The sequence below is a fragment of the Thalassospira lucentensis MCCC 1A00383 = DSM 14000 genome (assembly GCF_000421265.1).
Taxonomy (GTDB): domain Bacteria; phylum Pseudomonadota; class Alphaproteobacteria; order Rhodospirillales; family Thalassospiraceae; genus Thalassospira; species Thalassospira lucentensis.
Genome location: NZ_ATWN01000001.1, coordinates 364,748 through 379,497, shown reverse-complemented (window position 1 = coordinate 379,497; position 14,750 = coordinate 364,748). Strand labels below are relative to the sequence as shown.

The following is a 14,750-nucleotide window of genomic DNA, read 5'->3' as shown; positions in this document are numbered from 1 at the left end:
ACTTTACTTACCTTCATGTTTTCCTCGCATCTCGGTCGAATGGTCGAGGCGCTTGCTGACTCGACGAACGGGAAAACTTTGATACTTTTGTGATCTATGATTTTGCGGTTCACAATCGGAAAACATGCGGAGTTTATGCGGAATATGTCGAAATCGTTTGGACAATTGATTGGCGGACTAATACTGCGAAAGCGAAAAGCCCTCGGATTAACCCAGTTGCAGTTGTCGGAGGATGCATTTGGAACCCCCGCGAGAGTCCGGCGAATTAGTGAACTTGAAAACGGAACAGTTTCAAATCCGCACCCAAGGACAATCGATCCTCTTCTAGTTGCACTAGGAGTTTCAGAACCTGAAATTGCAAAGTGTGCTGAGGAAGCAAACTATCATCCAGATGACAACCTAACCGAAGCGTACTCTCATATAGAAAGCACACTTCGAAAAGTCGCCGAACAGTTTGAAAACGAAAACCCACGGGCAAACTTCGACGAGATAACCCAATTCTTGGAAAGCAAGGCAAGGGAATACGCCAACCTAAAACAACAAATGAATGAAATCCTAGAGTCTTCCGAAGGAGTTTCTAATTCAATACAAAGCGCATCCTCTCAAATAGAGGTCGGCAACATTGAAGGCGCTATGGGCTTTTTGAAAATTGCAGAAGATACGCAATTACAAGAAAAGACGATCAAACAGATTCGCAAACAAGCATCAATTAGCATAACAAGAGGAAATTGCGCGTTCTTACAAGATGATTTAGCCCTCTGCTATCAGTGTTATGAACGTGCAGCATTATACCTATCCCACTTCGACAAACTTGAAATGATAACATTGTTCGAAGAGTTGGCTGGGCAGATATACGAGGGAAGCCGCAGATCGGCATACCCTCATGTTTGGATATCTGTTGATTTATTAAACCGATGCTTTGTTGAAATTGAAAATACCGAAATCTGTGATGCTGTTCTAGCTGGTTTGCATCTCAAAACATCAATGGCCCTTCGACAACATAGCATTGATCTGAATGCGGAAGAAAGATTCCGAGCTGTGGAGTCCAGTATTGATCATGCTAGAGAAGCAGTAAAACTGTTCGGTCAGTTTGAGGATGACAGCGAATATGACCTCCCATCAGCTCAAGTTGTCTTGGCAAACAGTTTCGTTGATCTTTCAAGACTCACACTAGACCACTCACACATTGACACAGCAATAGAAATTTTGTCAGACGCTTATGATAGGCTTGAGCAGGCCAGAAACAGTAGACCAATATTTTCTTATGTTGCAAACAGCCTTGGTGCGGCAATGCTGAGGAAATCCAATATGCACCAAGAGCATCTCTCGCCGGAGCTAATGAAACGAACGAGGGAAGTTTTCTCAGCCTCAGAGATATGCGCGAGGGAAAACTTCGACATCGAGGCACTTATTTCAGCAAGCATAAATTTGGGACAGATATTCTTTTCTCAGTCCCAAGCATCAGAAGAAAATTCACAAAACGCAGAATTTCTCCGGCTGTTGGCAATTAGCAAATTCACGCAGTGTCAGGAATTTTTTTCAAAAACACGTCTGCCCTATCAATTAGCGGAGCTTCATTTCTTACTGGGTGAAGTTCTTTACGTTCACGCACTACATTCAAATGAAGAAATGTATGAGTTTTTCTCTATGCGCTGCTTGGATGCTTATTTTCAATCACTGGAATTTATTACCGTAGAGGATGAGCCGGAGCGCTACGCTTATATTAAATGTCAAATTGGCGGCGTTTATGGAAATCATGCGGTTCGAATAAAGGGAGAGACCGAGAAGTACGATCTCGAGAAAGCAATCGAGAGCTTTGAGGAGGCAGAAGCAATTTATTCAGAAAAGACCGATAAAAGCAGGCTAGAAATATGCCGCTCAAATCTAGATCGCCTCAAAGAAGAGCTTCACAAGATTGACTAAACGCTTTGGGTAGAAGCCTCCTGCCCCAGAAACATGCATAAAACTAAGCTTTAAGACATTTCACAATGAAACTCTCGAGAGTATCCCACATACTCTTCAAGTGATGGTCAGATGGGAAAAAATCGGCACTGTGAACGTATGAATGCAGTGTTGTCGTTGAGAACAATGGATCGCCTGTTTCAAATTTTTTAAGAGCGTCGATCTGCTTCTTATCAATTTTTCCGGTATCAAACATATGCGTGAGGGTTTTGCGATACTTGTTGGATAGTTTATCGCCCTTTTGAATATCTGTGACGCTAGCAGCCTCGATGTAGTGTTCAAGCGAAAGTTCAAGTAACACACGGAATAAGACAGCTATGGCATTATCATGTTCGTCAAATTTCAGCCGGTGCTGCAATTCATTAAATATATCCAAAATCTTCCGATTCTTTTGTGTCTGCTGAAACCCAAAATCCAGATTCCGAATCAAATGACGCCGTTTACCGGGATCAGATGAAGGCTTGCTTTCCTTCTGTGATGTTTTTGTCTGAGTTGACTTAGCTTTGGCCGGAGCCGTCTTGGGAAGCGCGTCTTCGGATCGCGGAAGCACTTTTTCTTGATCAAGTTTGTTGAGATAGGCGCGCTTTGAATCATTATCCCAAATGTCTTCAAGCGTAATAGTTCGAGATGACAGGTCTCGGGCTATACGTTCAAGCGCATTCAAAACCTTGTCTTCATCATGTGTATATCTGAGTTTGTTAGAATCAACCGCAATACCAGCCCGATTACGAAATTGTTCGGCAGATAGCAATCTGTTCAGATTTGATCTGGGGATTTTTAGTTCGTTGTCTATTCTGCCAGAACTTATCAACAGCCGTTCAATCTCTTCGGCAACGTTGATCTTGGTCTTCTTACCCGTCCTCCTCTCAAAGTTCGATTTGGCCTCTGCGTCCCATTGGCTCTGACCTACACCACTTTGTTGTCCCGTATGCCGACGATAGAGAATTTCATCTAATCTATCTCGATCTTCTTCTATCTGACATTCGACGGTTGATGGGAACGCACCAGTCCAGTTTTCTCTCAAATTAGAAAAGAAGTCCGCCCAATCGGATGATGGCGCGCGCTGAGGGACACTCAAGAGTTTCAGAACGCTTGTCCGGCGGTTACCATCATAGACGATAAAATGCCCGTCATGAGGGTGAACAAGCGGGGGTTCGTAAATTGCACCCGTCGAGACGATATCTTTAGCAAGGTTTTGCATGTGGAGGGTCCGATGCTTCAGCAACCATTCAATGGCTGCATCTTCATCTATGAGTTCACCATGCCTGTCATTGGCGCTGTTAACCCGCAAATCTGATAGCTTGATGTCTTCCAGCTTCACTTCATCCCCCCCCTTTATACTTCGCGCTAAGGTAGCGGCATTCTCTCGCAAGAATCAATAAGCTGAATATAATTTAGCAACTTTGTTCTGTTAGTAGGGCCAGTTAAATAGGGGTTACGCAGCGGGCAACTTAGGGTCAGGACCTATTAATGTTGCTTCGCATTTTTTCGTTTGAAAGTGGTGTCTCTGATCGATGAGGAGCACTTTATGAGCGATCTGTATCGCTACAGCCGTCATCTTTCACCTCAAATAATGCGTCCTGAGCCTAGACTAAGATGACTACTAAACTGGTGCGACCGGAACAGCCTGAACACTTCACAAAAACGGCAGCAACTTCCCGATGTGATCACCAAAAGCGCCGATCATCAGGCTTTGCGGGCCTTCGCCAGTGGCTACTTTAAGCCCCAGTCTGGGCAAGGGCGGCAACGGGGATTTGAGGATGTACAGATCGCTTGGAACGGCTTTTTGCATCATCACACTGATCGCAAGGCCCGAACGGGCGACCGCAATCAGGCCAGCCAGACTGTTACTGGCGTAGGATATTTTATAGGGCATGTGGGCCGCGTCCATGGCATCGCAGGCGGCCTTGTGGTCGAGTGCGTTTGAGGCTGCAAGGGCGAGCGGAATGGGCGTGCTGGTGGCCCTGTCTGTGTTGTCTTCATCCCCGATCCCCGTTCCGAAATCATGCAATTCCAGCGTTGGTTTGCTGCCAACCCAGGCCAGTTGTTCGGTCCGCGCGATATCGGTTGCGGTTGGGTCGGCGATAGAGACCAGCGCCATGTCGATCTGACGCGCATGGAGCAATCGGTGCAGGTCCGGGGTCGGGGCCGAGACAACCTTGATTTCGATGTCGGGGTAGATCGTCCCGAAGCTTTTGAGCAAGGCCGGGAAAAAGGCGATCAGGTAATCTTCGGGGCAGCCAAAGGTGATCGCACCGCGCAGGCCGTGATCGGAAAAGGCCGAGAGGGCTTCGTCCTGTAGCTTTAAAATCCGTTCGGCATAGCCCAAAAACCGTTCGCCATGCCCGGTCAGGTGCACGCCACTGCCGCTTCGGTGAAACAGGCTTTGGCCAAGGGTTTCTTCAAGGCGCTGGATTTGCATGGTGACGGTCGATTGGGTGCGCCCGACCTGAATGGCGGTTGCGCTGAGCGTGCCGGAATGGGCCGCCCGGACAAAGGTGGTCAGCAGTTTGAGGTCAAGGGGCGTTTGCATGGTTAGCGTTTCTGACTATCAATTTTTCCAATACCAGAATGCCATTACTATCAATTTTACGGCGATCACACCAGCCGATAAGATCGACCGCAGTGAACGCAACATGCATTTTGCCGGGAGCCCCCAATGTCAAACAACACCGATCCGAAATTCTGGAATGCCGCGAAAAACCACCTGATCCGTTATGGCAGCCCGTTTGATCCGGCGATTATCGAACGTGCCAAGGGATCGTTTGTGTATGATGCCGACGGGCGCGCGATCCTTGATTTCACATCCGGGCAGATGTCGGCCGTCTTGGGCCACGGACACGCGCGCATTGTTGAGACCGTTCAAAGACAGGTTGAAACGGTCGCGCATCTGTTTAGCAGCATGCTGACCCGCCCGGTGGTGGATCTGGCGCAACGGTTGGCCGAACTGGCACCGGGATTGGAAAAGGTGTTGTTGCTGTCGACCGGTGCAGAAAGCAATGAGGCCGCCATTCGCATGGCCAAGCTTGTGACCGGCAAGCATGAGGTCGTGGCGTTTTCCAAAAGCTGGCACGGGATGACCGGGGTGGCGGCATCGGCAACCTATAGTGCCGGGCGCAAGGGATATGGCCCGGCCGCGGTTGGATCCTTTGCCATCCCGGCCCCGAATGCGTTTCGCCCGCGGTTTAAACATCCCGATGGGTCGCTTGATTGGCAGAGCGAGCTTGATGATGCCTTTGAGCTGGTGGACAACCAGTCGACTGGCAATCTTGCCGCCTTTGTCGCCGAGCCTATTTTATCAAGTGGTGGGATTTTGGAGCTGCCCAAGGGGTATCTAGCCGCCCTTAAGAAAAAATGTGAAGAACGCGGGATGCTTTTGATTTTGGATGAAGCGCAAACCGGGATTGGCCGCACCGGCCATATGTTTGCGTTTCAGCGTGACGGGGTGACACCCGATATCCTGACATTATCAAAAACCATCGGGGCGGGTTTGCCGTTATCGGCCGTAATGACCACGCCGGCCATCGAAGAAGCCGCCCATGAAAAGGGCTTTTTGTTTTACACCACCCATGTGTCCGACCCCCTGCCCGCGGCTGTCGGTTTAACCGTGCTGGATGTTGTGCGCGATGAAAATCTGGTCGCGCGGGCCGGTCAGATGGGCGCGCAACTTTTTGACGGGTTGTCGCAGTTAAAAGACCAATATGACTGTGTAGGGGATGTGCGCGGGCGCGGGTTGCTTTTGGGGATGGAAATCATCAAGCCAACCGGCAACCGCGAACCCGATCATGACATGGGTGCTGCGATCATGGCCGAAGCGTTTAAACGAGGCTTAAGCATGAACATCGTCAAGATGCCGGGCATGGGCGGGGTGTTTCGCATTGCCCCGCCGCTTACGATCAGTGCAGAGGAACTTGATCAGGGTGTGTCGATCATTGGGGACGCGATCAAGGCCGTTTCCAGGGTCTGAACCCAATTGAATGTTTAAAATGGGTTCAGAGACCCTAGCCGTGCCGCAACTTGAAGAACAGGATGGTTCCCGCCAAAAGGATGGTCACGGCATTGGAAATGATCACCGGCCAGTCACCGCGCAACAAGCCATAAATCAGCCACAGCAGAACGCCGCTGCACAGCACGAGAAACATCACAAGCGAGATATCGGCGGTCGATCGGGTGCGCCATGTACGGATGACCTGAGGCAGGAAGGCAATCGTGGTCAGCGTACCGGCAAGCATTCCAAGTGCGGTTTCAAACGTCAGCAGCATGTAGGGCCTCCTGCCGGGGACGGGTTGGGCCACGGTGTCGCCCGTGGTGTTCATGGATATCGGGAACACTGAATGCATTCAACACGACTGGTCGAAAACTGCAAGCCCGATTAAATGCCCGATGGAACGTACCGTGCCAGCCAACATTGACAGCACGGCTCAATTAAAGGGATCATCGGGTGTTATGCTTTGCAAAGGAACCGCCGATGATCCGTCATATTGTCTTGATCAAATTCAAATCCGGCATTGACCAGAATGTCATAGACAGCCTGTTTGATGCGCTGGCCGACCTTGGCCGGGAAATAGCCGGAATGCGGGGCTTTGACGGCGGCGTTTCGGTCAGCCCGGAAAACCTTGAAAAAGGGTTCCGCCACGGGTTTTGCATTGATTTTGATGATGAAGCCGCACGTGATGCGTATCTTGAACACCCGACCCATCAGGCCCTTGGCGCCGAACTGGTCAAGGCCGCCGAGGGCGAAATTTCCGGTCTGATGGTGTTTGATTTGGCGATGTAGGCGTCCATGCAAGGTAAATCAAAGTCCGAGCGTCATCACTGGTGGCCCGAATGCGTATCCAGGCACTGGATGGACAGCGAAGGCATAACGCATTGGATACGCCCAGACGGTACAATCACACCAGCTCCGCCGGACAATTTTGGCGTTATTGGCAACGGCCATTTCATCAAACTAGGCGAAACACCAGGAGAGAAAACTGTTTGGGATCAGAATTTCGAACCTGCTTTCGATCAGGCAGACAGTAATTTCCCAGCTGTCATCTCATGGCTACAATCACTTACACGGGAAGATCGTTACGACGCAAAGATGCTAAACGAACGGTTTCTCACAGCAGACGCGTCAGATAAACAAATCGCCTGCCTTGTTGAATGTATTGTTTCACTTGCTGTCAGATCCCCTATGAACCGCGAGGCGTCGGTTAGCCTTGCGGAAAGTTTGCGTGGCCGCTTACAGAAGCAAGAGCGCAATGCAATAATGAAGCTCAACATGAGGGATAGCCAACAACAAGCCGTTTCTCTTATCGGAACACGTGGAAAGTTTGCCGTACTTTACTCACCCGATAGTGAATTTATCTTTGGTGATGGTTTTTTCCACAATATCAAATCACCAGTATACCAGTCTCTACGTCCAAAAATTCTTGTCCCAATCACACCTGAAATAAGCGTGGTTTATGCGAGACCAATGGCCTACCAAACTGAACCACGGCTTTCCACATTGACTTTGACACCCACAGAAACAACGGCGCTCAATGAGACTGTCCAAATCTATTCCAAGAATGCATTATTTTATCGGTCACAGAAGCCGACTTTGGGTGAAGCATTTCAACGTGGTGTGCACCTTGAATATAGCGGCACCCAAAACTCAGTAGAGCAGCTGATAACTGCATTACCCGGTATGGAAGAAGAGCGTCGCCGAAGGGATCAGGCGCAACGTGGAATATTTTTCTAAAGTTGCAATTGCGCTCATTATCAACAATCACTGTTAACGCCTGCTTTTCTCCTTTCTCATTTAAACCTGCTTTTTGCGTCACAATCGGGGCTGTTTGTGCGTCGGTTTGATGCGCGCATTTCCATTGCACGGAGCAGGCAGCATGTTGAAAGAATTCAAGACCGAGTGGGATGCTATCTGGACCCTTTCCGATGGCATGAAGTGTGGCGTCCCGATCAAGGGGGCCAAGATCGACATCCCCGGTCAGATCAGGGCCTTAAAGGCCAAAGTCACAGCCTATCAACAGCTTGTCGCAGCCTGTGGTGACATCAAAAAGGGCGATGATCCGCTTGGACTGATTGAAAAGATCGAAGAGACCTTTATCGCGATCGCGGCCATCCAAGAGGTGCTATCTGGGTTGATTTCATTGCAGATCGAGGCCAATCAAGCAGCTCCCAAGGGGGCGTTGATGCGCCCGGAAAGCTATCCCAGCACGCTTTACAACCCGACACTTGAGACACTCGGCACAAAGATCGTTGCCGTGGTTGCCGCGATGCAGGCCGACATTCTGGCCGCGGGCCTGAACACCGAGGTTGAAACCGCGCAGGAAAACATGGCCGGTGCCGCGATCAAACCCAAGGTCACCCAAGCAAGATTCACCGCCCCGTCCTGGTTCAAACCCAAATAGGACGGCCACCGCGCCGCTGAACCGCAAAAATCACAGAAAACGGGTAAGAACCATGGATTTTGCCATCGCACAAAACGCAACCACTTTGCCAGCCCAGTACAATCAAAACAGAACGGCAAATCAAAATTCCGTATCAACCTTCATCGACAGACTGTTTGCAAACGGCAATGGTCAGGTACGCAATCCCACCGCCATGCAAAACGGCATTCTGGCCGCCGCACAGGCCGATCAACCGGGATACTGGCTGATTGATGACGCGACGCAGGCAGAGATACTGGGATTGTGGCACACCATCTGGATGAACCATGTACTTGGCACGGCCAATACGGTGCAAAACGGGGTTCCGGCAACAACGCAGGCCACAGACATCGCCCTGTTTGAAAGGATTGCGGCCTATGTACAGGCCAACCGCATCGCCCTTTATGTCCCGGATATCACCTATTTCGGCCCGGTTGCGGGTCCAAACACATCGCCGGTCTATTCGATTGCCGGGTACGAACGCGCCGACCTTTTCCTCACCCCTCAGGAAATTGCCCAGCCAAACGGCGATGCAGCAACCGCCAAGGTTTTAAACATTCTGGCATTTATGGAGCTTTTTGCGACCGGGGCCCATTTCGTTGCCATCAATTCGGTCGAAGACATTCCCTTTGGCGCACCGCCCGCCTTTCTTGACATGTTCAAGGAACATGGCGCGCTTTATCAAAACACCAGTACCGCCTATATGCATTCGCACTATTCCGGGGCCAAGGGCCTGACCAATATCGGGGCGGGATATGCCTATCCCAACAGTGTTGGCGGATCGACAGAGGGCACCATCCTTGGCGGTTATATTGGGGCACGCACCGGCGACGTGCTAAAGGCCATTTTCGGGGCCGCCATAGGCGCGGTTTCCGATGCGATTGGCGCAGACAAGGCGCCGGTACCCTGCCCGTTTGTCTGTTCGTTACTGGCGGGAAATACATCGTGGCTGTTGCCCAACACGTTTTTCCAGCTTGAAGGGTGGCCGGGCATCTTAAGCCGGGGCTTTGGCGCCAAGGGACGCCATGGTCAGGACTTTGCCGTGCATCAGGCCACCAAATGGAATATTTCGACCTATGGCGCATCGCCGTTTAGTGAAAAGCGCGGCACGACGGTCTTTCTGGCTCCGAACAACTGGCAACCACAACAGCGCGTGACAACCTGGACAAGCTATTGCGGCAGTCAAACTTTGCAAGGCTGGTACGACACCAACCTGATCCGACCCGCGTGATGGAACGACGGATATTATGGCCCAAACCCACACAAAAAAACAGCGCAGCATCAAAACCAAATCGGTCAAGATGCTACGCGGTGAGATGTTCGATTTATCACGCGATCAAATTTGATTTTTGGCGCGCCAAATATTTACCATAGCCCTTTTCTCCCGAAAGTTCACCGTCTTTGACGACGGTTTTGCCGCGCACCATTGTGAGAACCGGCCAGCCGGTCACTTCCAGCCCCTCATACGGGGTGTAGTCACAGCCCTGCGCAAGCAGATCATTGGTGATGGTGACGTTCTTTTCCGGGTCCCAAAGGGCGATGTCGGCGTCCGAACCAATCGCAATCGTGCCCTTTTGAGGATACATGCCATAGAGCTTGGCATGGTTGGTAGCGGTCAGGGCGACAAAGCGGTTAAGATCAATGCGGCCCTTTTGCACCCCTTCGGAAAACAGGATCGGCAGGCGGGTTGCCACACCGGGAATGCCATTGGGAATCCAGCGGAAGCTTTTCTTACCCTTTTCAATCAGCTTGCCCTCGGGGTCGTCAAAGCGGAACGGGCAGTGATCGGATGAGAACAGATCAAACACACCACGTTGCAAACCATCCCAGCAGGCGTCCTGACTGGCCTTATCGCGTGGCGGTGGGGAGCAGACAAATTTCGCCCCCTCCATCTCGTTCTGATCAAGATCGTCCGCCGTCAGCATCAGATATTGCGGGCAGGTTTCACCAATAACCTTGCTGCCGCGCACGCGGGCACGTTCCATTTCTTCCATCGCCTCACGGTTCGACACATGGACGATGACAATCGGGGTATCGACAATTTCGGCCAGCGACAGCGCACGGTGGGTGGCTTCGCGTTCGGCGGCAATCGGGCGGGTTGTCGCGTGGGACTTGGCGGAAAATTCGCCATTGGCTTCGTGCTGCCCGATCAGGAACCGAATGGCGTCTTCGTTTTCACAATGGACCATGACAAGCGCGCCCGTATTTTTGGCCGCATCAAGTGTGTTGAGGATTTCATCATCGCGCAGACGCAGGTTTTCATAGGTCATGAAAACCTTGAACGAGGTGTAGCCATCCTCGACCAATGCCGGGAGTTCCTGGCCCAGCACAGCCGGGGTTGGATCGGTGACGATCATATGGAATGCCACATCGATGTGACATTCCCCGTCGGCCTTATCGTGATAGACCTTAAGCGAGTGACGCAGGCTGTCGCCCTTTTCCTGCATGCAGAAACTTAAGATCGAGGTATTGCCACCCATCGCGGCGGATCGGGTGCCACTTTCAAAATCATCGGCCATGACAATGCCATCACCAGAAGGTTGGGCAATGTGAACGTGGCTATCGATCCCGCCGGGCATGACATAAAGCCCGCTGGCATCAATGATGTCGGCACTGTCGGTCAGGTCATTGGCCAGTGCCGCAATTTTACCACCGATGATCCCGACATCGGCGACAAAGGTGTCGCTGGCGGTGACAATGGTGCCGTTTTTGATAATGCGGTCAAACTGCATGTTATCCCCCTTTGCCGCCTTGGCCCTACGCACCAAGTTGGGCGGATGTATCGTTAAACATCTGATCCAACGCGGCGGTCAGTTTATCGACTTCTTCAATCGTATTGTAATGCACCATCGCAACACGCACCAAACCACCATTGTCGGTGACTTCAAGATATTCAGCCAGACGGCGCGAATGGAAATCCCCAAAGCGGATGGCGATTTTTGACTGATCGATATAGCGGCAGACCTTATCGGCATCCAGCCCATCAAAGCGGAAGCTGATGGTCGGAATGCGCGTGCCGTCTTTGTTGTCGGCATGCCCAACGATGGTGCAGTTATTGCGCCCGCGCAAATAGGTCAGAAGCCGATCACACAGGGCATTTTCCTGCTGCGTAATCGCGTCAAAGGCGGCAACAATTTTGGCCCGGACTGAACCGGTTTCACCGGCCATTTCGCCAAGCGTTTGCAGGTAATCGACAATGCCGCAGGTGGCATAGGCCAGTTCATAGTTCGGATTGCCCGGCTCCAGCTTGCCCGGCACTTTATCCTTGCCATAGAAATAGTGATACAGCGTGTCGAGTTCGAGCAGACAGTCATATTTGCCGTACATCATCGCGTAATGCGGACCATAGGTCTTATACAAGCTAAAGACATAGTAATCGGCATCAAAGGCCTGCACATCAATTGCGCGGTGCGGGGCATAGGCCACCGCATCCACGCACAGACGCGCCCCGCGTGCGTGGACAAAATCGGCAATTTCGCGGATCGGGTTGATCGAGCCCAGAATGTTGGACACATGGGTGACACAGACAAGCTTGGTCCGGTCCGTCATCAGCGGTTCAAGATCGGCCAGATCAAGTTTCATCTGATCACGATCCAGCGGCCAGAATTTAATATTGATCCCGGCATCCTGCAGGCGATCCCACGGGCCAATGTTAGATTCATGATCGGCAATGGTGACGATGATTTCATCGCCGTTGGCAAGCTGGCTGGTCATGGCCTTTGCCAGATTTTGCAACAACGCCGTGGTCGAGCTGCCAAAGACGATTTCTTCGGGGCGGCTGGCATTGACCAAATGCATCGCACTGGTGCGTGCTTCTAGCAGGGCGGCGGCGGCACTTTGTGACACGTCGTACGATCCGCCAATCTGCACGTTCTTTTCATACAAAAACGTATTGATGCGATCGACAGCAGATTTCAGGATTTGCGAGCCACCGGCATTGTCAAAAAACGTCCATCCGTTCGACAAGGCGGGAAACTGGCTGCGGACAAAGTCCATATCAAGCGGCTTGGTTGGGGCCATTGGGGCATTCCTCCGAAAAGCGTCTCGTTTTGTTTTTAATGGTCAAGAACAGCGTGCAGGAAACTCCGCGTGCGCTCTTCCCTGGGATTATCAAAGATTTCAGCGGGTGGGCCGGCTTCGATCACGTTGCCGCCATCCATAAAGATCACCCGGTCGGCGACCTGACGGGCAAAGCCCATTTCATGGGTAACGATGACCATTGTGACCCCGGTTCCGGCGAGCTTTTTCATCACATCAAGCACCTCACCGACCATTTCTGGGTCAAGGGCGGATGTGGGTTCGTCAAACAAAAGAACCTTGGGCTCCATCGCCAGCGCCCGGGCAATCGCCACGCGCTGCTGCTGCCCGCCAGACAGGTTTTCGGGGTATTTGTCGGCCTGTTCGGAAATGCCAACGCGGTCGAGCAACACACGCGCACGCGCTTCGGCATCCTTGGTGGTGCTGTGGCGGACCCGCATCGGGGCCAGCATCACATTGCGCAGCACCGTCATATGGGGAAACAGATTGAACGACTGAAACACCATACCGACTTCGGCGCGCACGGCGGCCAGGGCCCTGCCCGGCACCACAGCAATCCCGTCCACCGCGATTTCACTTTCATCATCGAAGGCTTCGAGACGGTTGATGCAGCGGATCAGGGTGGATTTTCCCGATCCGGACGGACCGATGACGCAGACAACTTCGCCCTGCACAATTTCAAGGTCGATGCCGTGCAAAACCTGAAATTCGCCGTAAGACTTTTTGAGATTATGGATATTGATCTGAGCAGACATTAGCGCCCCCTGCTGTAGCGTTTTTCAAGCCGGGCGACGACATAGACCATCGGCCACAGCAGGATCAGGTAAATAAGTGCCGCCCCAATCAAGGGGGTCGGGTTGGCCGACAAGGCCTGCGCCTGCGTTGCCTGTTTAAGCAGATCGGGCATGGCGACAACCGACGCCAATGCGGTGTCTTTCATCACATTGATGCAATTATTGGTCAGCGGCGGAATGACGATGCGGATGGCTTGGGGCAGGATCACATCAACCATCGTGTGACGGTTGGAAAGACCAAGTGCGGCGGAGGCTTCGAACTGACCATGGGGAATGGCTTCGATGCCCGCGCGGAAAATTTCGGCCGTATAGGCCGCAGAGACCAGCGTTAAGGCCGTCACCGCCGAGAAAAATGGTGAGAGGCGAATGCCGACAAACGGCAACGCGTAATAGACAACAATTAGCAGCACCAAAAGCGGGATCGAGCGGAAGATATCGATATAGCCGCGCACGAGCACCTGAACGATGGTCGGGGCATAGAGGCGCGTAATGGCCAGAAAAAGACCGCCGATCAAGCCGCAGATGATGCTTGTGATGCCAATTTGAACCGTCACCAACAGGCCGCTTAGAAGCTGCGGCAAACTGTTCAGCAGGACGGGCATGTTAAAAAAGGTCGAAAATAAATCCATAACACCACCGATAAAATATGCGCCGACGGTGAACGGCTATTCACCGTCGGCATAGGTCTGAAGGATCAACGCACGGCGATTATTTAATCGCCGGCATGTCCATCACAGCAACGGTTGAGGTGGTGTCTTCGGGTTTTGCGCCGAACCAGCTTTCATGCAAGCCAGCGATGAAGCCTTCTTTTTTAAGGTCGGTGAGGATCGCGTTTACTTCGGTTGCAAGCGGGGCATCCTTGTTAAACATGATCGAGTATTTTTCACCGGTGGTGATACGTTCGACCACTTTAAGGTTCGGCTTGTCTTTGACGTAATACAGTAGGGCTGGAATGTCGCTGATGTAGCCGTCGATACGACCGGCAACCAGATCAAGCATTGCTGGTGACAGGCCTTCGTAGCGGCGAATTTCACCAAGGGAGTATTCGCCCGTGTGTTCGCCCGCCCACATGTCACCGGTCGAGCCGGTATCAACACCAACGACCTTGCCGTTCATATCGCCCAGACCGGAAATGCCGCTTTCGGTGGTGGCGGTCAGTGACTGGTCACTGTCGTAATAGGGCTGTGCAAATGTCACGGACTCAAGACGTTTGTCGGTGATGGTGATCGACGATACCGCCATATCAATCCGGCCCGACTGAACAGCCGGGAACAGACCATTGAACGGAATGTTGACGAATTCAACCGATTTGCCCAGACGTTTGGCGACTTCGTTGACCAGATCAACTTCGAAACCAACGACATTGCCATCGGCATCCTGGAATTCCCACGGAACGTTGCCGATGTTTGCCCCAACCGTCAGGTCAGCTGCGTTTGCGGACGACAGCGACGAGAGTGCGAGCACCCCACCAACGACTGAAGACGTCAGAAAAGTAAGAAATTTCATGATGATTTCCTTGTGTTTTTAGCCATCCCTGAATAGTACT

Annotated in this window: 14 protein-coding genes; 6 read left to right on the top strand and 8 right to left on the bottom strand. The window is 51.9% G+C overall.

Annotated elements, in window-relative coordinates; translation table 11 throughout:
- The first annotated feature begins 144 nt into the window (after window positions 1-144).
- Window positions 145-1,923 carry a helix-turn-helix domain-containing protein gene (locus tag K355_RS0101780; RefSeq protein ID WP_147250402.1) on the top strand — a complete coding sequence of 593 codons (1,779 nt, stop codon included), beginning with the start codon at window positions 145-147 and terminating at the stop codon, window positions 1,921-1,923.
- A 43-nt stretch (window positions 1,924-1,966) separates the two neighbouring features.
- Here the strand turns inward: K355_RS0101780 and K355_RS0101775 are convergent, their stop codons facing one another.
- Together K355_RS0101775 and K355_RS0101770 are read right to left on the bottom strand one after the other, a co-directional pair.
- Window positions 1,967-3,283, bottom strand: coding sequence for a hypothetical protein (locus tag K355_RS0101775; protein WP_022730399.1), 1,317 nt, complete (start codon window positions 3,281-3,283; stop codon window positions 1,967-1,969).
- Window positions 3,284-3,598: 315 nt separating this feature from the next.
- Window positions 3,599-4,495, bottom strand: a complete 897-nt coding sequence (locus K355_RS0101770) for a LysR family transcriptional regulator (protein ID WP_022730398.1) — start codon at window positions 4,493-4,495, stop codon at window positions 3,599-3,601.
- Between the two features lie 126 nt (window positions 4,496-4,621).
- On the opposite strand from K355_RS0101770, the gene K355_RS0101765 reads away from it, so the two are divergent.
- The gene (locus K355_RS0101765; protein WP_022730397.1) at window positions 4,622-5,929 is read left to right on the top strand and encodes an aspartate aminotransferase family protein; all 1,308 of its coding nucleotides are present in this window, start codon (window positions 4,622-4,624) and stop codon (window positions 5,927-5,929) included.
- 34 nt (window positions 5,930-5,963) lie between these two features.
- Here K355_RS0101765 and K355_RS0101760 read toward each other — a convergent pair whose 3' ends face one another.
- Window positions 5,964-6,224: a SemiSWEET transporter gene (locus K355_RS0101760; protein ID WP_022730396.1), complete on the bottom strand. Its 261-nt coding sequence runs from the start codon at window positions 6,222-6,224 to the stop codon at window positions 5,964-5,966.
- 206 nt (window positions 6,225-6,430) lie between these two features.
- On the opposite strand from K355_RS0101760, the gene K355_RS0101755 reads away from it, so the two are divergent.
- The 4 genes from K355_RS0101755 to K355_RS0101740 all read left to right on the top strand — a co-directional run bounded on the left by K355_RS0101755 (window position 6,431) and on the right by K355_RS0101740 (window position 9,603).
- Complete coding sequence (locus tag K355_RS0101755; protein ID WP_022730395.1) at window positions 6,431-6,739, top strand: Dabb family protein; 309 nt, start codon at window positions 6,431-6,433, stop codon at window positions 6,737-6,739.
- Between the two features lie 69 nt (window positions 6,740-6,808).
- Complete coding sequence (locus tag K355_RS0101750; RefSeq protein ID WP_022730394.1) at window positions 6,809-7,687, top strand: hypothetical protein; 879 nt, start codon at window positions 6,809-6,811, stop codon at window positions 7,685-7,687.
- Window positions 7,688-7,829: 142 nt separating this feature from the next.
- Window positions 7,830-8,354 (top strand): hypothetical protein, encoded by a 525-nt coding sequence (locus tag K355_RS0101745; RefSeq protein WP_022730393.1) that lies wholly within the window; start codon window positions 7,830-7,832, stop codon window positions 8,352-8,354.
- A gap of 52 nt (window positions 8,355-8,406) precedes the next feature.
- The gene (locus K355_RS0101740; protein WP_022730392.1) at window positions 8,407-9,603 is read left to right on the top strand and encodes a hypothetical protein; all 1,197 of its coding nucleotides are present in this window, start codon (window positions 8,407-8,409) and stop codon (window positions 9,601-9,603) included.
- Window positions 9,604-9,700: 97 nt separating this feature from the next.
- Here the strand turns inward: K355_RS0101740 and hydA are convergent, their stop codons facing one another.
- The 5 genes from hydA to K355_RS0101710 form a co-directional block, all read right to left on the bottom strand.
- On the bottom strand, window positions 9,701-11,104 hold the full coding sequence (gene hydA / locus K355_RS0101730) for a dihydropyrimidinase (protein ID WP_022730390.1): 1,404 nt from the start codon (window positions 11,102-11,104) through the stop codon (window positions 9,701-9,703).
- Between the two features lie 25 nt (window positions 11,105-11,129).
- A complete protein-coding gene (locus K355_RS0101725) occupies window positions 11,130-12,392 on the bottom strand; it encodes a cysteine desulfurase-like protein (RefSeq protein WP_022730389.1) in 1,263 nt (420 codons plus the stop codon).
- Between the two features lie 35 nt (window positions 12,393-12,427).
- Window positions 12,428-13,165, bottom strand: a complete 738-nt coding sequence (locus K355_RS0101720) for an amino acid ABC transporter ATP-binding protein (protein ID WP_022730388.1) — start codon at window positions 13,163-13,165, stop codon at window positions 12,428-12,430.
- The gene (locus K355_RS0101715; RefSeq protein ID WP_022730387.1) at window positions 13,165-13,833 is read right to left on the bottom strand and encodes an amino acid ABC transporter permease; all 669 of its coding nucleotides are present in this window, start codon (window positions 13,831-13,833) and stop codon (window positions 13,165-13,167) included. Before K355_RS0101715 ends, K355_RS0101720 begins: the two co-directional genes overlap by 1 nt.
- A gap of 79 nt (window positions 13,834-13,912) precedes the next feature.
- Window positions 13,913-14,710, bottom strand: coding sequence for an ABC transporter substrate-binding protein (locus tag K355_RS0101710; RefSeq protein WP_022730386.1), 798 nt, complete (start codon window positions 14,708-14,710; stop codon window positions 13,913-13,915).
- Window positions 14,711-14,750: the final 40 nt, after the last annotated feature.